Below are 25,304 nucleotides of genomic sequence, written 5' to 3'. Positions count from 1 at the left end.
ACGCCCGGACAAACGCCAGAAAACCCCTGATTCGACTAATGACTGAAACGTTTCACGTATTTCCCCGCCAACAAGCTACCGTGCCCCCGCAAACACCTCTCCCAACCAGTCCACAAACACCCGGACCCTGGGCGACATGTGTCGGTTGTGCGGGTACAACACCGATACCGGCATTGATGGCGGAGGGGTGTCGACGAGGACTTCCTGCACCAGGCCTTGGGAGATCTGCGTTTCCATTCGGTAGTGCGGGCACTGGATCAGGCCCAGCCCGGCAATCGCCGAGGCGGCGTAGATTTCTGCTCCGAACACCGATACCGCACCGTCGATGGCCACTTCCTTGAGTTCACCGTCCACCATGAATTCAAACGGGAACAACCTGGCCGTCGTGCGCGAAACGTAGTTCACCGCACGGTGCCGGCTGAGGTCGGCGAGGCTTTTCGGTTCGCCGTATTTGCGCAAATAGGCGGGGCTGGCGCAGGTGATCTGACGCAGGTTGGCGACACGTTTGCCGATCAGCGTGGAGTCACCCAATGTTCCCGCCCGCAACACGCAATCGATACCTTCGGTGATCAGGTCGACCTGGCGGTCAGCCTCGCTGATGGACAGCTCGATGTCGGGATAACGCGCCATGAATTGCGGCAATGCCGGGATCACGAAGTGCTTGGCCAATGTCCCGTGCAAGTCCACCCGCAGCCGCCCCTTCGGGGCCACGCCGCGAAACGCCAACTCCGCTTCCTCCAGCTCTGCCAGCAGTTGCACGCAACGCAGGTAGTACGCCTCGCCATCCAGCGTCGGACGCACTTTACGCGTGCTGCGCTCCAACAAACGCGTACCCAGCCAGGCCTCGAACTGATTCAACGTATGGGTCAGCGTTGCGCGGGGCAGGTTCAGGTCATCGGCCGCCAGCGTGAAGCTGCTGCGCTCGTAGATCCGCACAAAAACCTTCATCGCTTTGACTTGGTCCACAGCTCACTCCAGGCACTCGATTGTTGGCAATCATTGAACAGTCAAGGCAACTCTCGTGCATTTATCGGCCTGAGTAAACATGTGAAATTGGCTTCACACCCCATCAACAGGAACATCAACATGACTGCTCAAACTCCGAAAGTTGCCATCGTGACCGGTGCCTCCCGCGGCATCGGCGCGGTCATCGCCAAACAACTGGCCAGCGAAGGTTTCGCCGTTGCCATCAACTACGCCAGCAGCGCCACCGAAGCCTCGAAACGGGTGGTGGAACTGCGTCAGGCCGGCCACCAGGTCATAGCGATCAAGGCCGATGTGGCCAATGCCGACGACGTGCGCCGGATGTTCGACGAGGTTGAAACCCAGTTCGGCAAGGTCGATGTTTTGGTGAACAACGCCGGCATCCTCAAGGTCCTGCCGCTGGCGCAACACAGCGACGAACTGTTCGAGCAGACCTTCAACATCCACGCTCGCGGTACCTTCAATATCCTGCGTGAAGCGGCGACCCGCCTGAACAGCGGTGGCCGAATCATCAACTTCTCCAGCAGCACCGTCGGCATGAACCTGCCGGGTTACGCGGTGTACATCGCCAGCAAAGCGGCAGTGGAATCCCTGACCCAGGTATTCGCCAAAGAGATGCGCGGGCGCAACATCACCGTCAATGCGGTGGCTCCCGGGCCGGTGGCGACTGAGTTGTTTTTACACGGCAAGAGTGAGGAGCAGATTCAGAATTTCGCGAAGATGGCGCCGCTGGAGCGCCTGGGGCAGCCGGAGGATATTTCCCGTGTTGTGTCGTTTCTGGCGGGGCCGGATTCGGGTTGGGTCAATGGGCAGATTTTGCGGGTGAATGGCGGGTTGGTTTAACTGAGTTCACACTGAGACCGCAGCGCCCCCAATCGCGAGCAAGCTCGCTCCCACATTGATCTTGGTTGCTCACAAAATTTGTGCTCAAGGGAAATCCCCTGTGGGAGATTGCTCGCGATGGCTGCCTCCAAAGCAATGCACATCTGAAGGGCGGGACAGTTCATGCACACCACCATCATCACAACCTTCGGCCTGATCCTCCTGGCGTTGATGCTCTACATCGGCGAGAAAATCGGCTTTACCCGTCAGACCCTGGCCTACTGTTTTATCGTGCTGTGGCTGGCGCTGACGCTGATCAACGGCGCAGTCGGCATAGTGCATGCCGGCCAGCCATTGAGCACCGAACTGGCGGTCGGTAGCGCCGTGTTCGGTGTCCCGGTGGCGGCGCTGGTGTTGTTCATGGTGTTGACCACCGAGACATGAAGGCCTTGATCAGCGCACCAGATGCAGGAACTGCATGTGCCGTTCGTACTGGTCGAGGATGTCGTTGATGATCTGTTCTTTGGTATAGCCGACCAGATCGTAGTCCTGACTGCCTTCGCTCAAATGCACTTCGGCCCGGTAGTAGCGGCGATTGTTGAGTTGCTTGGAACCCATGCCGCCACGGGCAAACGATGGCGTGAAGTAACCGCGCATCTGCACCTGATAAACAAACGGATGTTGATCGCCGTGGCCGATTTCCAGGCTGACGCTGTCATTGGCCGGGTCCGGGTGTGTCGCTACGTGCAAACCCTTTTCGATGAACACGGCAGACACTTCTTCAATCGCCGGGCGCACCGTCGTGTCGAGGAAGCGGTAGACCTCATCCCGCGACGGGAAATGCACCGCCTGACTCAAACGCTGACGCCAGCCACCCCGCCGTGAACCGGACACCGGTGCCAAGGAATGCATCTGCGCAATCTGCTTCTGCGACTCCAGATAAAACGCTTTGTGCAGCCCCCACATCATCAACAGCAGGATCAGCGAGAAAGGCAGCGAGGTCAGGACCACCGCCGACTTCAACGCATCGATGCTGCCGGAGAACAGCAGCGCGCTGGTCACCAGGGCGGTCATCGCGCCCCAGAACACCCGCAACCATTTCGGCCCGTCTTCATCGGGGTTACCGCCCTTGGCGGACAGCGTCGACAACACCACGGTGCCGGAGTCGGCGGAGGTGACGAAGAACACAAAGCTGATAAACACCGTGACCGCGATGACGGTTTTGCTCCACGGGTAGGTTTCCAGCAGCAGGTAGAGCGTCATCGACGGATTGTCGATGGCCGACATACCGAGCGCGCTCATGCCGTGGTTGAGCACTTGATCGATGGCGCTGTTGCCGAAGATCGACATCCACGCCAGGGTAAAGCCCAGCGGAATCAACAGCACGCCGAAGACGAACTCGCGGATGGTGCGACCACGGGAAATCCGTGCGATGAACAAGCCCACGAACGGCGACCACGCAATCCACCAGGCCCAGTAGAACACCGTCCAGCCGCCCAGCCAGTCGCTGGGTTTGTCGTAGGCATAGAGGTCGAAACTCTTCATCGGCAAGGCGCCGAGGTAATCACCGAGGTTCTGGATCAGGGTGTTGAGCAAGTGCTGCGTAGGGCCGGCGAACAATACGAACAGCGGCAGCGCGCAGGCCAGCAGCATGTTGATGTCGGACATCACCCGCACGCCCTTGTCGACGCCGGATACGGCAACGATGATCGCAGCACCCATCATCAGGGTGATCAGGCCGACCTGAATCCATTGGGTGTGGGCGATGCCGAACAGATAGTCCAGGCCCGAGTTGAGGTGCAACACGCCAAAGCCCATGTCGGCACCGAGGCCGAACACCGTGGCGATGATGCCGAAGCCATCCACCGCGTAGCCGATGGGGCCGTTGATACGCTTGCCGATCAGCGGATACAGCGCCGAGCGCAGGGCCAGTGGCAGGTTATGCCGGTAGGCGAAGTAGGCCAGCGCCATGCCGACAAAGGCGAACACGCCCCAGCCATGCAGGCCCCAGTGCAGAAACAGAATCTGCATCGCCTGGCGCGCCGCATCCGCCGTACCGGCCTCGCCTTGGGGCGGTTGCAGCATGTGGGTCAGCGGCTCGGACACGCAGAAGAAAAACAGGGTGATGCTGATCCCGGCGGCGAACAGCATGCCAGCCCAGGACAGATAACTGAATTCGGGTTCGTCGTGGTCGGCACCGAGCTTGATCTTGCCGTAGCCGGACAAGGCGGTGACCACCACGAAGACCAGATACAGGGTCATCGCCAGCAGGTAATACCAGCCGACCGTGTTGGCCGCCCAGTTTTGCGCCGCCAGCAACCAGGCACCGGCCTGCTCCGGCATGGCGATGACAACGACACCAAACAACAGAATGAAACTCGCCGAGAACCAGAACACCGGCGGATTCATGCGGATCAGACCGCTTGGAGGGATGGACGATGCACTCATGTTCGGTGCACCTCGAAGGGGTAGAAAGTGGCTGTAGAAATCGGACTCAGCAAAGGCAAGCCTCCTGTTGTGAGCGGGCAGCGAACCGCCGGTTTAACTTGAATGAACGTTCAAGTTAAACATGGATAGGGGGCTAAGGACTAATCGCAGGGCTCGGCGGTGGTGTTGTTACGCTAGCTCAAGGAAAGGTTTTACGCGGAATTTAGAGGTGTTCTGTAGGAGCTGCCGCAGGCTGCGATCTTTTGATTTTGGTTCGCGGCGCGCTTGGAAAAGATCGCAGCCTCGTTGCACTCGACAGCTCCTACATCCTCACTTCTGCGCCCCATCATCCAACTGCAAACTCGCCTGGGTCAGGTTGCTGCCCGCCGGCACGCTGCGGGTCAGCCAGACGTTGCCGCCAATGGTCGAGCCCTGACCGATGGTGATCCGCCCGAGAATCGTCGCCCCGGCATAAATCACCACGTCATCCTCGACAATCGGGTGCCGTGGCTGACCTTTCTGCAGTTGGCCATCTTCGTCCGCCGGGAAGCGCTTGGCGCCCAAGGTCACCGCCTGATAGATCCGCACGCGTTCGCCGATGATCGCCGTCTCGCCAATCACCACACCCGTCCCATGGTCGATGAAGAAACTGCGGCCGATCTGCGCGCCGGGGTGAATGTCGATGCCGGTGGCCGAGTGAGCGATTTCCGCGCTGATCCGCGCCAGCAGCGGCAACCCGGCGCGATACAAATGGTGGGCCAGACGATGGTGAATCACCGCCAGAATCCCCGGATAGCACAACAACACTTCATCGACACTGCGGGCCGCCGGGTCACCGTGATAGGCCGCGAGCACGTCACTGTCCAACAGGCTGCGCAACCCAGGCAACGCGAGGGCAAAGTCCTGAATGATCTGGATGGTTTTGGCTTCGACTTCAGTCTCGGCCTGGGCACTGTGGCGAGCGGCGTAGCGCAATTCGAGTCGCGCCTGGGCCAACAGCGCATTCAGCGCCACATCCAGGGTATGACCGACATAGAAGTCTTCACTCTCTTCGCGCAGGTCAACCGGCCCCAGGCGCATCGGGAACAACGCACCGCACAGGGCCTCGAGAATGTCCGCCATGGCTGCGCGGGAAGGCAATTCGCGACCGCCCTGCTCGCCGGTGGCCCGGCCGTTTTGTGCACGCCACTGTTCACGTGCCGTGCGCAGCTGGCTGACGATGGTCTGCAATTGCCAATGGCTGGAACGCTCACTCACGGTAAAAACTCCTCACGGGCGGCCGGACTGTCTGGCCGCACTGACGGCGATTACTTTACGGCAAGGGCCGCGAGGCAAATTAAGAACCAATAGTGCTGTACTCATTTCGATTGGCTATAAGCGATTGGCGGTTGCCCCAACTTTTTGGCGTGCCTATAGTCCTGAGATCTTCAACCGCCAGTACGGACTCATGATCAAACAACAGCTCGCCAGCTTTACCCGCCTCGACCTGCTCGGTCAGCCCACCGCCCTGGAAAAACTCGAACGCCTGTCGACCTGGCTGGGTCGCGACCTGTACGTCAAGCGCGATGACCTGACGCCGCTGGCAATGGGCGGCAACAAGCTGCGCAAACTCGAATACCTGGCCGCCGATGCCTTGGCCCAGGGCGCCGACACCTTGATCACCGCGGGCGCGCTGCAATCGAACCACGTACGGCAGACAGCCGCCATTGCCGCAAAATTGGGCCTGGGCTGCGTAGCCCTTCTGGAAAATCCTCTCGGCACTGACGACAGCAATTACACCGGCAACGGCAACCGCCTGCTGCTCGACCTGTTCGATGCCAAGGTCGAACTGGTGGAAAACCTCGACAACGCCGACGAGCAACTGCAAGCCCTGGCCAACCGACTGCGCAGCAACGGCAAGAAGCCGTACCTGGTGCCGATCGGTGGCTCCAATGCGCTGGGCGCCCTGGGCTACGTGCGTGCCGGTCTGGAACTGGCCGAACAGATCAAGGATACCGGCCTGAAGTTCGCCGCCGTGGTCCTGGCCTCGGGCAGCGCCGGTACCCACAGCGGCCTGGCACTGGCCCTGAGTGAAGCACTGCCGAATCTGCCAGTAATCGGCGTGACGGTTTCGCGCAGCGATGAAGATCAGCGGCCAAAGGTTCAAGGCCTGGCCGAACGCACCGCCGAGTTGCTGGGCGTGAATCTGCCGGAGGCTTTCAAGGTCGAGTTGTGGGACGAGTATTTCGCCCCGCGTTATGGCGAGCCGAATGCCGGCACACTGGCGGCGGTGAAGCTGCTGGCGAGTCACGAAGGCTTGCTGCTGGACCCGGTCTACACTGGCAAGGCCATGGCCGGCTTGCTGGACGGGATCGGCCGTCAGCGGTTCGACGAGGGTCCGATTATTTTCCTGCACACCGGTGGCGCGCCGGCGTTGTTTGCCTATAAGGATTTTCTGTAAGCGATTCAGAAGATCAAAAGATCGCAGCCTGCGGCAGCTCCTACAGATGCATGCCGATCCATGTAGGAGCTGCCGCAGGCTGCGATCTTTTCCATGAAACGCATATGCAATTAACGAATAACAAAAATAATATTCATTATTTTCAATTCTATAGGCATCATCTTATAGTCACGCCGCAGGCGAATTTGCAGCGAGACGCATAAGCTGCATTAGGGCAGGATATCGCAGTCGTCCAAATCCCGAATTTGCCAACTTTCCTAAAGCGTCTTCCATAAGAAAACACAGGGGCTTGTCATGAATTTTTCCGCACTACGTCGCAATCTGCTGGTGGGTTCGCTGGGCCTGACACTGAGCGCCGGCCTGATTGGCCAGGCGGTTGCCGGTGAGCAACTGCAACAAATCAAGGACAAAGGCGTAATCAACGTCGGCCTGGAAGGCACCTACCCACCATTCAGTTTCGTCGACGCCGACGGCAAGCTGACCGGCTTCGAAGTCGAGTTCTCCGAAGCCCTGGCCAAAGAACTGGGCGTGAAGGTCAAGCTGCAACCAACCAAATGGGACGGCATCCTCGCGGCCCTGGAATCCAAGCGTCTGGACGCAGTGATCAACCAGGTGACCATCTCCGAAGAGCGCAAGAAGAAGTATGACTTCTCCGAACCCTACACCGTTTCCGGTATTCAGGCGCTGGTGCTGACGAAGAAGGCCGCCGAGCTGAACATCAAGTCCGCCGCCGACCTGTCTGGCAAGAAAGTCGGTGTAGGCCTGGGCACCAACTACGAAGAGTGGGTGAAGGCCAATGTGCCGACCGCTGACATCCGCACCTACGAAGATGATCCGACCAAGTTCCAGGACCTGCGTGTCGGCCGTATCGACGCCATTCTGATCGACCGCCTGGCCGCGCTGGAATACGCCAAGAAGGCCAAGGACACCACCGCCGCCGGTGATGCGTTCTCCCGCCAGGAAGCCGGCATTGCCCTGCGCAAAGGCGAGCCTGAACTGCTGGCCGCGGTCAACAAGGCAATCGATAAGCTGCGCGCCGATGGCACCCTGAAAAAGCTCTCGGAAAAATACTTCAACGCTGACGTCACTCAATAATGGGAGAAGCTTTCCAACTCGCACTGGACTCCGCGCCCTTTCTGCTCAAGGGCGCGTATTACACGGTCATCCTCAGCCTGGGCGGGATGTTCTTCGGCCTGGTGATGGGCTTCGGTCTGGCGCTGATGCGCCTGTCGCGCTTCAAACTGGTGAGCTGGATCGCCCGCATCTACGTGTCGTTCTTTCGCGGCACGCCGTTGCTGGTGCAACTGTTCGTGATCTATTACGGCTTGCCGCAATTGGGTCTGGAACTGGATCCGCTGCCGGCGGCCCTGATCGGCTTCTCGCTGAACATGGCCGCCTACGCCTGTGAAATCCTGCGTGCCGCGATCAGCTCCATCGAGCGCGGCCAGTGGGAAGCGGCTGCCAGTATCGGCATGACCCGCGCGCAGACCCTGCGCCGGGCCATCCTGCCGCAGGCGATGCGCACCGCATTGCCGCCGCTGGGCAACAGCTTCATTTCGCTGGTCAAGGACACCGCGCTGGCCGCCACCATCCAGGTGCCGGAACTGTTCCGTCAGGCGCAGCTGATCACCGCTCGCACCTTCGAAATCTTCACCATGTATCTTGCCGCCGCACTGATCTACTGGGTCCTCGCAACCGTGCTTTCGCACCTGCAGAACCAGTTGGAAGCGCGGGTCAATCGGCACGACCAGGAGTCCTGACCCAATGATTGTCGTGGAAAAACTGACAAAGCAGTTCAAGGGTCAAGTCGTGCTCAACGGCATCGATCTTGAGGTCAAGGAAGGCGAGGTGGTCGCGATCATCGGCCCTAGCGGTTCGGGCAAGACCACCTTCCTGCGCTGCCTGAATTTTCTGGAAGAGCCCACCAGCGGCCGGATCAAGGTCGGTGATATCGAAGTCGATACCAGCCGCCCCCTGAACCAGCAGCAGAGCCTGGTGCGGCGCTTGCGCCAACACGTGGGTTTCGTGTTCCAGAACTTCAACCTGTTCCCCCATCGCACCGCGCTGGAAAACGTTATCGAAGGCCCGATCATCGTCAAGAAGATCGCGCACGCCGATGCCGTTGCCCTGGGTAAAAAGCTATTGGCCAAGGTAGGCCTGGCGGGTAAGGAAGACGCCTATCCGCGTCGCCTCTCCGGTGGTCAGCAACAGCGCGTGGCGATTGCCCGGGCGCTGGCGATGGAACCGGAAGTGATCCTGTTCGATGAACCGACCTCGGCCCTCGACCCGGAGCTGGTGGGCGAGGTATTGGCGACTATCCGCGGCCTGGCCGAAGAGAATCGCACCATGGTGATCGTCACTCACGAAATGGGCTTTGCCCGGGACGTGGCCAATCGCGTGGTGTTTTTCGACAAGGGCGTGATCGTCGAGCAAGGCGAAGCGAAGGCGTTGTTTGCCAACCCGAAAGAAGAGCGAACCAAACAGTTTCTCAGCAAGTTCCTGAACAACAGCCACAACTAACAACCCGTTCAATAATTGTCATCTTCCATGGATGGAAGTGACACCATCGCAAAAAATACTTTATCAATACCAAACTAACCCAATCTATTCGACATACATATCTTGTACGCGCGCGCGGTACATATATCTGCACAATAACAATTAACCTCCCTTTCCCCACCAGGTTCCTTTCACAACACCTGGCCGACCACGCACGCCAAGCCGCCCGGCTTTAGACACTTTCAGCGGACAAATTCGACACGCCGCCATGGTTTACTTACTTCGTACCGTAGGAACTTTCTGAATAACAGCACACTTCACCCATAACTAATAAATCTCATTGACACTTACTCCCCCTGACTCTTATCTAGTCTCCAACCGACGTCACTCATCACGCCAAACTCATTATTTCAATTAAAAGTAATGAATGGTTTTGCTGTTCGATATTTAGTTTTTGATTTCCCAGAAACGGACTTCGTTGCAAAACTTCAAGGAGACTTCATGAAAAGCACCTCGAACAAATCCGGGCTTGTGGCCCCGACCCTGGCGCAATCCAACAAGACCGGCATCAACGTCACTTGTGCGGCGCACCTGCTGATCGATGTGGCGCCCTACCCCGCCATGGACGAAGGCGACCTGATCGAACTGTTCTGGGATAGCTGCTACGTGGCCTCCCGCGTGCTGATGGCCAGCGATGTCGGCCAACCGGTGCAGTTGCGGGTGCCTGAAAGCTTTGTCGCCAACGGTACCTCGCGCATTCACTACCGGGTCATGCAGGTGGGTCGAGACCCAGTGATTTCGGCCAGCCAAAACGTGCAGATCAAACTCGACTGCCCAGGCGGCCAACCTTCCGAGCTGTGCGGCGATGAAAACCAGTGCCTGGCACCGGTGAGCATTCCCGAGGCGATTCGCCGTCAGGGGGTCAATCCGAGCCAGGTCAAACGCGGTGTTCCCTTGACCATCGAGCCGTACCTGAACATGGCCGTCGACGATGAAATCACCCTGCGCTGGGGCGATGTGCGCATGGATCTGCCACGGATCAAGTCCGCCGATGTGGGCCAGCCGATTCATGTCTGGATTCCGCCGGCCATCATCCTCGAAGCCGGCGAAGACCTGCGGCTGGAGGTGACGTACTGCATTCTCGACCGGGTGGGCAACAACTCCCGCTGGGCTCCAGCCCGCACGCTGAAGATTGGTTGTGCAAACACTTATCTGAAAGTCCCGAAGAAACAGCCCCTCAAGGCCGCCGAACCCCGTAGACGATGAAGAGGCCTCTTTGGCGGAATCATCCTTCTATGCATATTCCTAAAAGTTAGTTCATAAAATATTTATACACGTTTAGGGTATATACACCGGACCACCGGACATCCTTGTTTTCATGCGCGGCCACAAGCGGCGCTTCCATAAGATGTGAGGTAGGTATGGTCCGGAACACAATCACCCCAGTGCAGATCGCCAGGGCATTGCGTGCAGCCAAGGAGCGGCACTGATGTCCAGTCTGGCAGATGCAAACGTCCAGAGTGACCTGGACATCGCCCCGCTGTTGTTGCCCGCAAAAGTCTTGCGCAATGACGCTCAAGCCATCAAGGCGGCCCACGAGCTGGCGCAAGTCGCCCGCCTGCAAGCGGCCAAACGTGACCGGCAGCGCAAGCTCCCATGGTCTGAAATAGAACAGTTCACCCGCAGCGGCCTGGGCAGCATTTCCATCCCCCGCGAGTACGGTGGCCCGCAGGTTTCGTTCGTTACCCTGGCTGAGGTTTTCGCGATCATTTCCGCGGCAGACCCGGCACTTGGGCAGATCCCGCAAAACCAGTTCGGCATTCTTAACCTGGTGCTCGGCAGCGCCACCGAGGCGCAGAAAAAACAGCTGTTCAAAAGCGTCCTCGACGGCTGGCGCATCGGCAATGCCGGGCCGGAACGCGGCACCAAGAACACCCTGGAACTGAAGGCGCGCATCACCGCTGACGGCGTCCTCAACGGCCAGAAGTTCTATTCCACCGGCGCACTGTTCGCCCATTGGGTCGCAGTCAAAGCGTTGAACGACGATGGCAAGCAAGTACTGGCGTTCATCCGTCGCGGCACACCTGGATTGCGCATCGTCGATGACTGGTCCGGTTTTGGTCAGCGCACCACCGCCAGCGGCACGATTTTGCTCAACAACGTGCAGGCCGATCCTGAACTGGTGGTGGATAACTGGCGGATCAATGACACGCCGAACATCCAGGGTGCCGTCTCGCAGCTGATTCAAGCGGCCATCGACGCCGGTATCGCCCGAGGCGCCATCGACGACGCCATCGACTTCGTGAAAACCCGCGCCCGGCCGTGGATCGACGCCAAGGTCGAGCGGGCCAGCGATGACCTGTACGTGATCGCCGATATCGGCAGATTGAAAATCGAATTGCACGCCGCCCAAGCGCTGCTGCGCAAGGCCGGGCAAGTGCTCGATGATGTCAGCGCCGCACCTTTCACCGCCGAGTCCGCCGCCCGCGCCTCGATTGCCGTGGCCGAAGCCAAAGTGCTGACCACCGAGATTTCGCTGCTGGCCAGCGAAAAGCTGCTCGAACTGGCCGGCAGCCGCGCGACCCTCGCCGAATTCAACCTCGACCGCCACTGGCGCAACGCCCGGGTGCACACCCTGCACGATCCGGTGCGCTGGAAGTATCACGCGGTCGGCGCCTATCGCCTCAACGGCACGCTGCCCAATCGCCATTCCTGGATCTGACGACCAGAACACTTTTTACCAGAGCTCTGGAGAAACACATGACAAGTTCTCACCACGTCGCGGTCATCACCAGCGATGAGCAAGCCCTGGTCGTCGCCAGCGACCTTGCCGAAGACTTTAAACGCGACAGCGCCACACGCGACCGTTTACGCCGCTTGCCACACCCGGAACTGGAAGTGTTTTCCCGCTCGGGCCTGTGGGGCATCAGCGTGCCAAAGGAATACGGCGGCGCCGGTGTTTCCAACATCACCCTGGCCAACGTCATCGCCTTGATCGCCCGGGCCGACGGCTCCCTGGGGCAGATTCCGCAGAACCATTTCTATGCCCTCGAAGTACTGCGGGTGAACGGCAGCCACGAGCAGAAGCAACGCCTGTACGCCGAAGTATTGGCCGGTCAGCGCTTCGGCAATGCGTTGGCTGAACTCGGCACCAAAACCGCACACGATCGGGTCACCAGCCTGACTCGCGATGGCAGCGGCTATCGCATCAATGGTCGCAAGTTCTACGCCACGGGCGCGATCTACGCCCAGCGCATTCCCACCTCGGTGGTGGATGAAAACGGTGTGCAGCAACTGGCGTTCGTGCCACGCGACAGCAAGGGCCTGAGTGTGATCGACGACTGGAGCGGCTTCGGCCAGCGCACCACCGGCAGCGGTTCGGTGGTGTTCGAAGATGTCTTTGTTGCTGCTGAAGATGTCATCCCCTTTCAAAGCGCTTTCGAGCGCCCGACCCCGGTCGGCCCGCTGGCGCAGATTCTCCATGCCGCCATCGACACCGGCATCGCCCGCGCCGCGTATGAAGATGCGCTGCACTTCGTGCGCACCAAAACCCGGCCGTGGATCGACGCCACCCACGAAAAAGCCACGGACGATCCATTGACCCTCAAGAGCTTCGGCCACCTGAGCATTCGCCTGCACGCCGCCGAGGCACTGCTGGAGCGTGCCGGTGAATACCTCGACAAGGCCCAGGCCGACACGAACGCCGAGACCGTCGCAGCGGCGTCGATTGCCGTCGCCGAAACCCGCGCCCTCAGCACCGAAATCTCCCTGGCCGCCGGCAGCACACTATTCGAACTGGCCGGCAGCCAGGCGACCCTGATCGAACACGGCCTCGACCGCCACTGGCGCAACGCCCGGGTACACACCCTGCACGACCCGGTACGCTGGAAGTACCACGCCGTGGGCAATTACTACCTCAACGATGAAAACCCGCCACTGCGGGGGACCATCTGAATGGCCAAGAAAAAGATCCTGCTCAATGCCTTCAACATGAACTGCATCGGGCACATCAACCATGGCTTGTGGACGCACCCGCGCGATACGTCCACCCGCTACAACACGATCGAATACTGGACCGAACTGGCGCAGCTGCTGGAGCGCGGGCTGTTCGACGGCCTGTTCATCGCCGACATCGTCGGGGTCTACGACGTCTACCGGAACTCGGTGGACGTGCCGTTGAAAGAGTCGATCCAGTTGCCGGTCAACGATCCGCTGCTGCTGGTCTCGGCCATGGCTGCAGTGACGAAAAACCTCGGCTTCGGCCTGACCGCCAACCTCACCTACGAAGCGCCGTATCTGTTCGCCCGCCGCCTGTCGACGCTGGATCACCTGAGCCGTGGGCGGGTCGGCTGGAACATCGTCACCGGCTATCTCGACAGCGCTGCCAAGGCCATGGGCCGTAGTGAACAGGTTGAGCATGACCGTCGTTATGACCAGGCCGACGAGTACCTGGAGGTGCTCTACAAACTCCTGGAAGGCAGTTGGGAAAATGGCGCGGTGCTCAACGATCCACGGCAACGGATCTACGCGCAGCCAGACAAAGTGCACAAGGTCGAGCACAAGGGCGAGTTCTATCAGGTCGAGGGTTATCACCTCTGTGAGCCCTCGCCACAGCGCACGCCGGTGCTGTTCCAGGCCGGCAGTTCGGATCGCGGTTTGCTGTTCGCCGGGCGACATGCCGAGTGCGTGTTCATCAGCGGCCAGACCAAGGCATCGACCAAGGCGCAGGTGGACAAGGTGCGCGCCGCGGCCGCCTCCGCCGGGCGCAATCCCGAAGACATCAAGGTGTTCATGGGCCTGAACGTGATCGTTGGCGCCACCGAAGAGCGGGCCTGGGCCAAGCACGCCGAATACCTGAGCTACGCCAGTGCCGAGGCCGGCGTGGCGCACTTTTCGGCGTCCACCGGGATCGATTTTTCCCAATATGAAATCGACGAGCCGATCCAGTACGTGAAGAGCAACGCGATCCAGTCCGCCACCAAACACCTGCAAAACAACGACTGGACCCGCCGCAAATTGCTGGAACAACACGCCCTTGGCGGGCGCTACATCACCGTGGTCGGCTCACCGCAGCAAGTGGCGGATGAACTGGAATCCTGGATCGCCGAAACCGGGCTGGATGGTTTCAACCTGACGCGGATTGTCACGCCGGAAAGCTATGAGGATTTCATCGAACTGGTGATCCCCGAGTTGCAACGGCGGGGCTCGTACAAGACGGCGTACGACAGCGGCACCTTGCGCGAAAAGCTGTTTCAGCGAGAGGCGCATTTGCCTGAGCAACATACCGGTTCGGCTTACCGCCGCTAAAAGCATCGCGAGCAAGCTCGCTCCCACAGTGGATCTCGGGTGTTCACAAAAACCCTGTGGGAGCGAGCTTGCTCGCGATGAGGCCCGAACAGACACCACAAACTTAATGCACTGACTGGATAACTCATCATGAAAAAGAACTACCTCTCCCACCCAGTCAAAGCACTGGCCCTGGCCCTCGGCCTGTTCAGCTCGGTAACCTTCGCCGCCGACGCCCCACTGAAAATCGGCACCACCGCCGCCTTCGCCATTCCCCTTGAAGCGGCGGTCGAAGAAGCCGGCAAACAAGGCCTGAAAGTCGAACTGGTGGAGTTCAGCGACTGGATCGCACCGAACGTCAGCCTGGCTTCAGGCGACATCGACGTGAACTACTTCCAGCACATCCCGTTCCTGGAGAACGCCAAGGCAGCATCAGGTTTCGACCTGGTGCCGTTCGCCCCCGGGATCATCAACAACGTCGGCCTCTACTCGAAGAAATACAAAAGCTTCGACGAACTGCCGCAAGGCGCCAGCGTGGCCATCGCCAACGATCCGATCAACAGCGGTCGTGGCTTGCAGCTGCTGGCCAAGGCCGGCCTGATCACCCTCAAGCCCGGCGTCGGCTACAAGGCCACCGAAGAAGACATCATCGCCAACCCGAAGCACATCAAGATCCTCCAGGTCGAAGCCGTGCAACTGGTGCGCGCCTATGACGACGCCGATCTGGTGCAGGGCTACCCGGCCTACATTCGCTTGTCGAAAACCTTCGACGCAGGCTCTGCGCTGCTGTTCGACGGCCTCGATCACAAGGAGTACGTGATTCAGTTCGTGATCCAGCCCAAGAGCAAAACCGACCCGCGCCTGATCAAGTTCGTCGACATCTACCAGCACTCACCCGCGGTGCGCGCCGCGCTGGATAAGGCCCACGGCAAGCTCTATCAAGCCGGTTGGGAAAGCTGAACATGACCGCCACCATTCAACGGCGACTGGAGCTTCCAGAGCCTCAACGCGCTGAACAAACCGAGCTGCATCCCGAGCTCAATCGTGCTCATGTGCGCTTCATCAATCTGGGTAAAACCTACAATGGCCAGCAAGGCCCGGTGGCCGCGTTGCACGGCATCGACCTGGCGATCCAGCGCGGCGAAGTGTTCGGCATCATCGGTCGCAGCGGCGCCGGCAAGTCGTCGCTGATCCGCACCATCAATCGCCTGGAACAACCGAGCAGCGGTCGGGTGCTGATCGATCAAGTGGACATCGGCGAATTCGACGAAGACCGCCTGGTGGCGCTGCGTCGGCGCATCGGCATGATCTTCCAGCACTTCAATCTGATGTCGGCCAAGACCGTTTGGCAGAACGTCGAACTGCCGCTGAAAGTCGCCGGCGTGCCCAAGGAACAACGCGAGCAGAAGGTCCGTGAACTATTGGAGCTGGTGGGCTTGCAGGCCAAGCACAAGGCTTACCCGGCGCAGTTGTCCGGCGGGCAGAAACAGCGCGTGGGCATTGCCCGGGCGCTGGTACATGACCCGGAAATTCTGCTGTGCGACGAAGCCACCTCGGCGCTCGACCCGGAGACCACGCAGTCGATCCTCGGCCTGCTGCGCGAGATCAATCAGCGCCTGGGCCTGACCATTGTGCTGATCACCCACGAGATGGCGGTGATCCGTGAGATCTGTGATCGCGTGGTTGTCCTGGAGCATGGGTGCATCGTCGAGCAAGGCCCGGTGTGGGAAGTGTTCGGCAATCCGCAGCATGAGGTCAGCAAGACAATGCTGGCGCCGTTGCAACATGCATTGCCCAAAGAGCTGCAAAGCCGTTTGCAGGCGCAGCCAAAGTCCAGCGACGCAGCCGTGGTCCTGCGCTTGCAGTTCACCGGCAGCCAACGCGACGAACCGGACCTGGCGGCACTGTTCAGCGCCCTCGGAGGCCGTGTGCGATTGCTGCAAGGCGGCGTGGAACGGATTCAGGGCCATGCCCTCGGGCAACTGCTGCTGGCAGTGACCGGCTCGACTCTCGGTGCCGAGCAATTGCGTCAACGCGCCGGCCAATGGGCGCAACAAGTGGAGGTACTGGGCTATGTGGTTTGACCGCTTGCTGCAAGGTTTCATCGACACGTTCTTGATGGTCGGCGTGTCGTCATTGATCGCGCTGTTGGCGGGCATTCCGCTGGCGGTGATCCTGGTCACCAGTTCCAGGGGCGGCATCTACGAAGCCCCGGCACTGAACCGCGCACTGGGTGCATTCGTGAACCTGTTTCGCTCGATTCCGTTCCTGATTTTGATGGTGGCGCTGATTCCGTTCACCCGATTGATCGTAGGCACCACCTACGGCGTATGGGCGGCCGTGGTGCCGTTGACCATCGCCGCTACGCCATTCTTTGCGCGCATTGCCGAAGTCAGCCTGCGCGAGGTCGATCATGGGTTGATCGAAGCGGCGCAAGCCATGGGCTGTCGGCGTTGGCACATCGTTTGGCATGTGTTGTTGCCGGAGGCGCTGCCGGGGATTGTCGGCGGGTTCACCATCACCCTGGTGACGATGATCAATTCGTCGGCCATGGCCGGGGCGATTGGCGCGGGTGGGCTGGGGGACATTGCCTATCGGTATGGGTATCAGCGCTTTGATAGCCAGATCATGCTGACGGTGATTGTGTTGCTGGTGGCGGTGGTGGCGGTGATTCAATTGGGTGGGGATCGGTTGGCGCGGGGGTTGAATAAGCGGTAAGTGAAGATCCTAGCGATATTTCGCACAGGAAAATCAGCGATTCCGAAGGCCCGTTCCCTTTCTTTTGCAGGACGTTTCCTAGATCATTTCGCTCGCTTGCGCCTGCCATTTTCCGTGGCTAGTCTCGGTCCGTCACTGCTCATCAGTGATCGGGTTTAGTCGCCCGGATCTTACCAGGCGTACAGCGCCACCTCATGTCAGGTATTTTTTATTATCTGAAATTTATGGTGGCTGTGCGCAGGGCACCCTTGGGTGCGCCGGGTTTCCTGGTGACCGGTCGACTAACCTGCGTGCAGCCGCCACCCCTGTTCGTTTAGTCGCGATATCGGTTGGCTCCAATAGATACCAGGAGTTTTACCAATGAAGAAATCCGTTCCCGATCCACCTCCCGAAAACCCTACCACCGAAACCGTCACCGACGATTTGCTCAGGGATCGTTCCGCGCTTTACCGCGCCATCGATTTCCACCTCACCGGCAAGCAACCCACACCCCCCGATGAAATGCGCTTCTACAACGTCAGCAAGGACGTGAGTTTTGAAGACACCCAGCTCTATGTCGCCGATCTGCTGCGTTGTGCTTCGGTCACGGCGTATCAGTGTGGCGATCAACTCAAGGGTGCCGACCGGGCGATGGTGTACTCGATCTGGCATTTGCTGGAGATTGCCAAGGCGATGGTGGATCACTCCATTGAGTGTTTGGGGATGAAGCAGGGCTGAGCCAAGGCCAAAAGATCGCAGCCTTCGGCAGCTCCTACAGAGTTTGGCGTTCACACGTAGGAGCTGCCGCAGGCTGCGATCTTTCAAAGCGCGAAAGCGCTTATAGTCAACACATCTCCTTTTTCCTGCGCAGCCGACCATGAAGCAAACACCCGACGACCTCGAACAGATCACCACCACGACCTTGGGCCACTACAACTCGACGGCTGAAAGTTTCCGCGAAGGCACGCGCGATCACGATGTCAGCCAGAACATCGATGCCCTGCTGCGGCACATTCAGGGCGAGGCGCCTTTCGACATTCTCGATTTTGGCTGCGGGCCGGGACGTGATCTGCAGACGTTCACCCGCATGGGCCACAGGGCGGTCGGCCTCGACGGTTCGGAAAAGTTCGCGCAGATGGCCCGTGAGGACAGCGGGTGCGAGGTGTGGCAGCAGGACTTCCTGAAGCTTGATCTGCCGGCCGAGCGTTTCGACGGAATCTTTGCCAACGCGGTGCTGTTTCATGTTCCGCGTCAGGAATTACCACGGGTGTTGAAGCAATTGTGGGGAGCGCTGAAACCGGGTGGTGTGTTGTTCAGTTCCAATCCCCGTGGCGAAAATCAGGAAGGCTGGAACGGACCGCGTTATGGGTCGTATCACGACCTGGCGGCCTGGCAGCATTTGTTGATCGAGGCGGGGTTTGTGGAGCTGGAGCATTACTACCGGCCTGCAGGGCTGCCGCGGGAGCAGCAGCCTTGGTTGGCGAGTGTCTGGCGTAAGGCTGTGTAGTCAATTCGGACGCCATCGCGAGCAAGCTCGCGATGAGCGCGAAGCGCTCGCCCTTACTGCGCCTCCTTTTTCGGCTCACGAATCTTGTACCAGGCCACATACAACGCTGGCAAAAACAGCAGCGTCAGCAAGGTGGCGATGACGATCCCGCCGATCATCGCGTAGGCCATCGGCCCCCAGAACACTTCCCGGGCAATCGGGATCATCCCCATGCTCGCCGCCGCGGCGGTCAGCAGGATCGGCCGACGTCGATGCTCGGTGGCCTGCACCACCGCATCCCACGGCGCGTAGCCCTTCTGCTCGTACTCTTCGATCTGGGTCACCAGGATCACCGAGTTACGGATGATGATACCGATCAGCGCCAGGATCCCGAGGATCGCCACGAAGCCCATCGGCGTACCGGTAGGCACCAGCGCGATCACCACGCCAATCAGCCCCAGCGGCGCGACACTGGCCACCAGGAACAGCTTCTGCACGCTGTGCAGCTGGATCATCAGGAAGGTCGCCATCATGAACAGCATCAGCGGCACCACCTTGGCAATCGGCCCCTGGGCCTTGCCGCTTTCCTCCACCGTACCACCGGTGGCGACCTTGTAGCCCGCCGGCAGTTTGGCTGCGAAAGCGTCGATGGATGGCTTGAGGATTTTCACCAGGTCCGTCGGCTGGATCTCGTCACGAATCGCCGCCTTGATGGTGATGGTCGGCAGGCGATCCCTACGCCATACCAACGGCTGCTCCAGTTCGTAGCGCACCGTGGCAAACGCCAGCAGCGGAATCGACGTGCCACTAGGCGTGACGATTTGCAGGTTCTGCAGGGTTTCCGGCGTTCCGCGCTCGGAATCCACCGCGCGCCCGACCACGTTGATCAGGTAAATGTCGTCATCGACCTGAGTCACCGTCTGGCCGCTGACAATGCCGTTCATCAGGTTGGCCACATCCTCGGAAGACAGCCCCAATTGCCGCGCCTTGTCCTGGGCGATGTCGATGCGCAGGACTTTGCCCGGCTCGTTCCAGTCGTAGATGATCTCGCCAACGTGCGGGTTCTTGTCCAGCTCAGTGGCCAGGTCGATGGCATGTCGGCGTACCTGGTCGATGTCCTTGCCGCTGACCCGGTACTGGATCGGACGCCCTACCGGCGGGCCCATTTCCAGTGCCTGGACATAACCACCGATGCCGACGAAGTCGTTGCGCAAGCGCTCGCGAAGCTTCTGCATCATGGCTTCACGGGTATGGCCTTTGCTGACGATCACCAACTGCGCGTAGAACGGGTTTTGCAGTTGCTGGTCCAGTGGCAGGTAGAAACGGATCGCGCCCTGACCGACGTAGGTGCTCCAGCGCACGATGTCCGGATCGTCCTTGAGCGTGGCTTCAAGGCGATCGACAGCCCGGCGGGTTTCGTCGAGCGAGGCGTTTTGCGGCAGGTTCAGATCAACCAGGATTTCCGGACGATCCGAAGACGGGAAGAACTGGTTCTGCACGTAACGCATGCTGAACAGCGCCAACACAAAACACAGCACCGTAATGCCGATGGCCCACCAGCGATTGCGCATGCACCACAGCAGCCCACCGTTGAACGCCTTGCCGATGCGCCCGGGTTCACCTTCATGGGGCTTCACGTTGGCACTGAGAATGTGCACGCCGATCACCGGCGCAAACAGCACCGCCACTACCCACGACACCAGCATCGCGCAGGCAATTACCGCAAACAGGGTGTAGGTGTACTCACCGGCGGAGCTGGCGTTCAAGCCGATCGGCACGAAGCCCGCCACTGTCACCAGCGTACCGGTGAGCATCGGGAACGCCGTGGAGGTGTAGGCAAAGGTCGCCGCCTGCTCCTTGGTCTCGCCCATCTCCAGGCGCGTGACCATCATTTCCACGGTGATCATCGCATCGTCCACCAGCAGGCCGAGGGCGATGATCAGTGCACCGAGGGAAATCCGCTGCATGGTGATGCCACTGTATTCCATGAACACAAACACCATCGCCAGCACCAACGGGATCGAGCACGCCACCACCAGCCCGGCGCGCACGCCGAGGCTGACGAAGCTGACCAGCAACACGATCACCACCGCCTCGAACAAGGCACTGGTAAAACCACCGACGGCCTCTTCCACCACCACGGCCTGGTCGGAGACGTTGTAAATGCCGACACCCACCGGCAGGTCGGCGGTCAACTGGTCCATCCGGGCGTGCAAGGCCTTGCCGAACGCCTGGACGTTGCCCCCCGTCTGCATGGCAATCGCCAGGCCGATGGCCTGTTTGCCGTTGTAGCGGAATTCCGGCGAGGCCGGATCGACATAGCCGCGACGAATTTCGGCAATGTCGGCCAGACGATAGTAACGGTCGTTGAGCTTGAGGTTGACCTCGGCCAGGTCTTTCTCCGAAGCGAACTTCCCTGAAGTGCGCACCGAAATCCGCTCCGGCCCGGCCTCGATGACACCCGCCGGGGTCACGGCGTTCTGGGTTTGCAGGCTCTGCACCACCTGACGCTCATCGATACCCAGCGCTGCGAGTTTGCGTGTGGAGAAGTTCAGGTACAGCACTTCATCCTGCTGGCCGACCATTTCGATTTTGCCCAACCCCGGCACGCCGCGAATTTCCATGCGTGCCTGTTCCACGTAGTCGCGCAACTGACGCAGGGTCAGGCCGTCGGCGGTGAAGGCGTAGATCGAGCCGAAGACGTCACCGAACTCGTCGTTGAACGACGGCCCTTGTATGCCTTGCGGGAACTGGTACTTGATGTCGTTGATCTTCTTGCGTACCTGATACCAGATCTCCGGAATGTCCTTGGCACTGGTGGTGTCGCGCAGGTACACATACACCGTGGACTCACCGGGGCGCGTGTAGCTTTTCACATAGTCGAGGGAGTCGAGTTCTTCGAGCTTCTTCTCGATCCGGTCAGTGATCTGCTTGAGGGTTTCCTCCTGGGTCGCCCCCGGCCATTTGCTCTGGATCACCATGGTCTTGATGGTGAACGAAGGGTCTTCTTCGCGCCCCAGGTTGAAGTACGAGAACACACCCATCAGCAATGCGACGAACATCAGATACCAGATGAACGACTGATGCTTGAGGGCCCATTCCGAGAGGTTGAAAGGCCCTTTCATTGACTGTCCTCGTCGATTTTCACTTGCTGCCCCGGTTTGAGGCTGTTCACACCGGCACTGACCACCCGCTCGCCGTTCTTCACGCCGCCAGCCAGCACCACGGTGCTGTCGGTACGGCTGATCACCTGGATGTCACGGGGAGAGACGGTTTTACTCTGTGCATCAATCACCCAGATACGTGGTTTGCCATCGACCTCCTGCAGTGCGGTGACCGGCAATTCGATACGCGGCTTGATCGCCGAGCTCAGGGTGACGCTGATGGCCGTACCCAGGCGAAAGCCCGGTGGCGTTTCGGCCAGGGTCAGGCGGGCGCGACGGGTGCGTGTGGCGCTTTGAGCCTTGGGTTCGATTTCGCGGATGATGGCGGTGGTGTTGATGCTCGGGTCCAGCTGCGCAGCGACCAGGAACACCACATCGCTGGGCAGTTGATCGACCAGGGTATCGGGCAGGTCGATCACCGCTTCCTTGATGTCCGGTTGCGCCAGGGTCACCACTTGCTGACCGGCCGACACCACTTGCCCGGCCTCGGCACTCCACTGGGTGACCACGGCTTTATGGTCGGCGCGCAGTTCGGTGTAGCCCAGTTGGTCCTTGCTCTGGTTGACGGCCGCCCGGGCCTGATCGAGTGAAGCCTGGGTGGTTTTCAGGTCGGTATTGGCCTCGTCGAGTTGCGCTTGCGCGCCAACCCCACGGTCAAACAAGGCTTGCTGGCGCTGGGCCGTGGCCTTGGCGTTGATCAGTTGCGCCTGGATTTTCGACAGATCGCCCTGGGCCGAGCGCAATTGGTTCTGCTGGTCGGAAGGATCGAGGGTGGCAAGCAGCGTACCCTTCTCCACCTCGGTGCCGACATCAACGTTACGGCTGGCGATTCGCCCACCCACACGGAAACCGGTATCGGTTTCATAGCGCGCCTGGATGCTGCCGGCGAAGCGGCCCAGGTCCTCTTCATTCAAGGTCTGGACCTTGATCGACAGCACCGGCCGTACCGGCGCCGGCGGCGGTTCGCTTTTGGAACAGGCGCTCAGCACCAGCCCGATGGACAACGCCCATAAAGGCTTCATGGCTTGGCTCCCCACGTCAGATCCTTGTAAGTGTTTTCGGCAATTTCGACTTCCATGTCCGGGTGCAAGAGTTGTCCGCCCGCGATGATGACTTTGTCGCCGTCCTTCAACCCGTCGCTGATGATGATCTTGCCAGTCAGGTAGCGGCTGACGGTGACCGAATGCAATTGGGCCTTGCCCTTGTCGTCGACAATCCAGACAGCAGGCTCACTGATGTTTTTGGTCAGTGCCGACCACGGCAACTCGATGACCGACTTGCCCGATCCCCTGGCCGTGGCACTCACCACCGAGCCCAACTGCATGCCGTCGGGCAGTTTGTCGAGACCGACCTTGACCTGCACGGTGCCGGATTGCGCCGACACCGAGGGGGTGACTTCGCGCACGGTGCCGGTGGTCTTGATCGCCGGGTTGTCGAGCAGGCTGAGGACGATGGTTTGATCTTTCGGCTTCTCGGCCAGCAGTGATTCATAGACGTTGAACACCGCATCCCGGTCGCCGTCACGGGCCAGGCTGAAGACCGGCATGGTTGCCTGCACCACCTGGCCAACCTCTGCCTGGCGCTCGGTAATGATCCCCGGCGCATCGGCGATCAGTGCCGTATAGCTCAGTTGATCCTTGGCATTGGCCAACTGCGCCTTGGCGGCGCTCAAGGCACTCTGACTGCTGTGCAAGGCCGCCTGGGCCGAGTCGTATTCGCTCTGGCTGGTGTAACCCTTGGGCAGCAGTTTTTGCTGGCGCACGAACGCCGCCGCACTCTGGGTCACCCGCGCCTGTTCGGCGACGACTTGCGCCTGGGCCGAATCGACACTGGTCTGTAGATCCTTCGGGTCGAGCCGGGCCAGCACTTGTTTGGCTGTCACTCGATCACCGACGTCAACCGAGCGCTGGATGATCTTGCCCCCTACACGAAAAGACAGCTCCGTCTGTATCCGTGCCTGGATATCACCGGTGAGGGTAATCGAGGCCGCGTAATCCGCCGGCTTGACGACTTGCACGAACACCCGTGGCAGGTATTCCTGCACGGGCTTTTTTTCGTCGCAAGCCGTCAGCAGGGTGACGACACTCAAGGCCATTACTACTTTCAATCCGGGAACCACCATGCAAACTCCTTGGCCTTTTTCACGTACAACACGACAGAGAGCTTAGAACAGGATGGGAACCTTGCACGAGCGTCTTATGAAGAAAAAGTTCACACTTTTTTAGCCCTGAAACACTTGCCATAGACTCCTGTGCATGCCTGACAATGAGCCCCGGTCGATCCCGCCTCAGGAACCCACATGCTCAAGACTCTCGCCGTGGCCAATTACCGCTCGATCAACAAACTGGTGATCCCGCTGGGCCGCCTGAATCTGATCACCGGTCCCAACGGCAGCGGCAAATCCAACCTGTACCGCGCGCTGCGCCTGCTGGCGGAAACCGCCCACGGCGGCGTGGTCAATGCCCTGGCCCGTGAAGGAGGCCTGGATTCGACTTTTTGGGCCGGGCCGGAAAACATCTCCCGGCGCATGCGCACCGGCGAAGTCGCTATCGAGCCCACCGTGCGTCAGGGCGTCAAACGCCTTCGACTGGGGTTTGCGGGAGAGGACTTCGGCTACTCGATCAGCCTCGGCCTGCCCGATTCCAATGGCCATTTCATGCTCCCCGGGCGCAACTCGCCAATACCGTCTTATTTCAGCCTCGACCCGCAGATCAAACGCGAATGCCTGTGGGCCGGGGCGTTCTATCGCCCGGCCAGTCTGCTGGTCGATCGTGACGGCCCGATGATCCGCGCCCGCGCCGATCGCAAGTGGGATGTATTGGCGCAGCACACACCGACTTTCGACAGCCTGTTCGATCAGGTCGGCAGCCTGCGCGGCTCACCGGAAGTGCTGGAAATGCGCGAGTTCATCCGCCGCTGGCGCTTCTACGATCACTTTCGCAGCGATGCCGACGCCCCGGCACGACAACCTCAACTGGGCACCCGCACGCCGGTGCTGCACCACGACGGACGCGACCTGGCGGCGGCCTTGCAGACGATCATCGAAATCGGTGATCCCGAGGCTTTACGGACGGCGATCAGCGACGCCTTCCCCGGCGCCAGACTGAACATCGAACCACTGCCTGGCGGGCGCTTCGCCATCGAGTTCTTTCAGGAAGGTTTGTTGCGGCCGCTGTCGGCCGCCGAGCTGTCGGACGGAACATTGCGTTACCTGCTGCTGGTCGCGGCGCTGCTGACGCCACGACCGCCGACGTTGATGGTGCTGAACGAACCGGAAACCAGCCTGCACCCGGACCTGCTGCCGGCGCTGGCACGCTTGATTATCCGTGCTTCAGAGCAGTGTCAGGTGTGGGTGGTTTCCCACGCCAGGCGCTTGATTTCGGCATTGCAGGAAGACCCGGAGTGCAATTGCATCGTGCTGGAGAAGAATCTCGGGCAAACCGGGATTGTCGGGCAGCGGATGCTGGATGAGCCGGCGTGGTATTGGCCGGATTGAAGT

Annotated in this window: 22 protein-coding genes; 16 read left to right on the top strand and 6 right to left on the bottom strand. The window is 60.1% G+C overall.

Annotated elements, in window-relative coordinates:
- Nucleotides 1-75 precede the first annotated feature (75 nt).
- Entirely contained in the window at nt 76-966 is an 891-nt protein-coding gene (locus ACMDB8_RS00540; RefSeq protein WP_409079086.1) for a LysR family transcriptional regulator, read from the bottom strand.
- A 120-nt stretch (nt 967-1,086) separates the two neighbouring features.
- Here ACMDB8_RS00540 and ACMDB8_RS00535 point away from each other — a divergent pair, with 120 nt between their 5' ends.
- On the top strand, nt 1,087-1,827 hold the full coding sequence (locus ACMDB8_RS00535; protein WP_409079085.1) for an SDR family oxidoreductase: 741 nt from the start codon (nt 1,087-1,089) through the stop codon (nt 1,825-1,827).
- 162 nt (nt 1,828-1,989) lie between these two features.
- The gene (locus tag ACMDB8_RS00530; protein WP_056726929.1) at nt 1,990-2,250 is read left to right on the top strand and encodes a hypothetical protein; all 261 of its coding nucleotides are present in this window, start codon (nt 1,990-1,992) and stop codon (nt 2,248-2,250) included.
- A gap of 9 nt (nt 2,251-2,259) precedes the next feature.
- Here ACMDB8_RS00530 and betT read toward each other — a convergent pair whose 3' ends face one another.
- Both betT and epsC read right to left on the bottom strand, forming a co-directional pair.
- Nucleotides 2,260-4,215, bottom strand: coding sequence for a choline transporter BetT (gene betT / locus ACMDB8_RS00525; RefSeq protein WP_409079118.1), 1,956 nt, complete (start codon nt 4,213-4,215; stop codon nt 2,260-2,262).
- A gap of 348 nt (nt 4,216-4,563) precedes the next feature.
- Entirely contained in the window at nt 4,564-5,490 is a 927-nt protein-coding gene (epsC, locus tag ACMDB8_RS00520) for a serine O-acetyltransferase EpsC (protein WP_056726931.1), read from the bottom strand.
- Nucleotides 5,491-5,680: 190 nt separating this feature from the next.
- Between epsC and ACMDB8_RS00515 the strand changes: the two genes are divergently transcribed.
- From ACMDB8_RS00515 to ACMDB8_RS00455, 13 genes are all read left to right on the top strand, one after another.
- A complete protein-coding gene (locus ACMDB8_RS00515) occupies nt 5,681-6,673 on the top strand; it encodes a D-cysteine desulfhydrase (protein ID WP_056726932.1) in 993 nt (330 codons plus the stop codon).
- 294 nt (nt 6,674-6,967) lie between these two features.
- Nucleotides 6,968-7,768: a cystine ABC transporter substrate-binding protein gene (gene tcyJ, locus ACMDB8_RS00510; protein WP_409079084.1), complete on the top strand. Its 801-nt coding sequence runs from the start codon at nt 6,968-6,970 to the stop codon at nt 7,766-7,768.
- Nucleotides 7,768-8,433: a cystine ABC transporter permease gene (gene tcyL / locus ACMDB8_RS00505; RefSeq protein WP_046040764.1), complete on the top strand. Its 666-nt coding sequence runs from the start codon at nt 7,768-7,770 to the stop codon at nt 8,431-8,433. Before tcyJ ends, tcyL begins: the two co-directional genes overlap by 1 nt.
- Before the next feature lie 4 nt (nt 8,434-8,437).
- A complete protein-coding gene (tcyN, locus tag ACMDB8_RS00500; RefSeq protein ID WP_056726934.1) occupies nt 8,438-9,193 on the top strand; it encodes an L-cystine ABC transporter ATP-binding protein TcyN in 756 nt (251 codons plus the stop codon).
- Between the two features lie 480 nt (nt 9,194-9,673).
- Nucleotides 9,674-10,438: a hypothetical protein gene (locus tag ACMDB8_RS00495; protein WP_056726935.1), complete on the top strand. Its 765-nt coding sequence runs from the start codon at nt 9,674-9,676 to the stop codon at nt 10,436-10,438.
- A 223-nt stretch (nt 10,439-10,661) separates the two neighbouring features.
- Nucleotides 10,662-11,894, top strand: coding sequence for an SfnB family sulfur acquisition oxidoreductase (locus ACMDB8_RS00490; RefSeq protein ID WP_056726936.1), 1,233 nt, complete (start codon nt 10,662-10,664; stop codon nt 11,892-11,894).
- Between the two features lie 38 nt (nt 11,895-11,932).
- Nucleotides 11,933-13,126, top strand: coding sequence for an SfnB family sulfur acquisition oxidoreductase (locus tag ACMDB8_RS00485; RefSeq protein ID WP_056726937.1), 1,194 nt, complete (start codon nt 11,933-11,935; stop codon nt 13,124-13,126).
- Nucleotides 13,127-14,479 (top strand): LLM class flavin-dependent oxidoreductase, encoded by a 1,353-nt coding sequence (locus ACMDB8_RS00480; RefSeq protein ID WP_056726938.1) that lies wholly within the window; start codon nt 13,127-13,129, stop codon nt 14,477-14,479.
- A gap of 129 nt (nt 14,480-14,608) precedes the next feature.
- Nucleotides 14,609-15,418: a MetQ/NlpA family ABC transporter substrate-binding protein gene (locus ACMDB8_RS00475; protein WP_056726939.1), complete on the top strand. Its 810-nt coding sequence runs from the start codon at nt 14,609-14,611 to the stop codon at nt 15,416-15,418.
- A 2-nt stretch (nt 15,419-15,420) separates the two neighbouring features.
- Complete coding sequence (locus ACMDB8_RS00470) at nt 15,421-16,542, top strand: methionine ABC transporter ATP-binding protein (protein ID WP_409079083.1); 1,122 nt, start codon at nt 15,421-15,423, stop codon at nt 16,540-16,542.
- On the top strand, nt 16,532-17,176 hold the full coding sequence (locus tag ACMDB8_RS00465; RefSeq protein ID WP_056726941.1) for a methionine ABC transporter permease: 645 nt from the start codon (nt 16,532-16,534) through the stop codon (nt 17,174-17,176). The genes ACMDB8_RS00470 and ACMDB8_RS00465 overlap by 11 nt, the downstream gene beginning before the upstream one ends.
- A gap of 360 nt (nt 17,177-17,536) precedes the next feature.
- The gene (locus tag ACMDB8_RS00460) at nt 17,537-17,893 is read left to right on the top strand and encodes a DUF6124 family protein (protein ID WP_056726942.1); all 357 of its coding nucleotides are present in this window, start codon (nt 17,537-17,539) and stop codon (nt 17,891-17,893) included.
- Between the two features lie 139 nt (nt 17,894-18,032).
- The gene (locus tag ACMDB8_RS00455) at nt 18,033-18,662 is read left to right on the top strand and encodes a class I SAM-dependent methyltransferase (RefSeq protein ID WP_223541539.1); all 630 of its coding nucleotides are present in this window, start codon (nt 18,033-18,035) and stop codon (nt 18,660-18,662) included.
- A 53-nt stretch (nt 18,663-18,715) separates the two neighbouring features.
- Here the strand turns inward: ACMDB8_RS00455 and ACMDB8_RS00450 are convergent, their stop codons facing one another.
- The 3 genes from ACMDB8_RS00450 to ACMDB8_RS00440 are packed head-to-tail and all read right to left on the bottom strand — an operon-like array spanning nt 18,716 to nt 23,927.
- The gene (locus tag ACMDB8_RS00450) at nt 18,716-21,766 is read right to left on the bottom strand and encodes an efflux RND transporter permease subunit (RefSeq protein ID WP_056726944.1); all 3,051 of its coding nucleotides are present in this window, start codon (nt 21,764-21,766) and stop codon (nt 18,716-18,718) included.
- The gene (locus tag ACMDB8_RS00445; RefSeq protein ID WP_056726945.1) at nt 21,763-22,827 is read right to left on the bottom strand and encodes an efflux RND transporter periplasmic adaptor subunit; all 1,065 of its coding nucleotides are present in this window, start codon (nt 22,825-22,827) and stop codon (nt 21,763-21,765) included. Before ACMDB8_RS00445 ends, ACMDB8_RS00450 begins: the two co-directional genes overlap by 4 nt.
- On the bottom strand, nt 22,824-23,927 hold the full coding sequence (locus ACMDB8_RS00440; RefSeq protein WP_056726946.1) for an efflux RND transporter periplasmic adaptor subunit: 1,104 nt from the start codon (nt 23,925-23,927) through the stop codon (nt 22,824-22,826). Before ACMDB8_RS00440 ends, ACMDB8_RS00445 begins: the two co-directional genes overlap by 4 nt.
- Nucleotides 23,928-24,104: 177 nt before the next feature.
- Here ACMDB8_RS00440 and ACMDB8_RS00435 point away from each other — a divergent pair, with 177 nt between their 5' ends.
- Nucleotides 24,105-25,301, top strand: a complete 1,197-nt coding sequence (locus ACMDB8_RS00435; protein ID WP_056726947.1) for an AAA family ATPase — start codon at nt 24,105-24,107, stop codon at nt 25,299-25,301.
- Nucleotides 25,302-25,304: the final 3 nt, after the last annotated feature.

This window comes from Pseudomonas monachiensis (genome assembly GCF_047345015.1).
Taxonomy (GTDB): domain Bacteria; phylum Pseudomonadota; class Gammaproteobacteria; order Pseudomonadales; family Pseudomonadaceae; genus Aquipseudomonas; species Aquipseudomonas monachiensis.
This window is presented reverse-complemented; position numbering and strand designations above follow the sequence as displayed.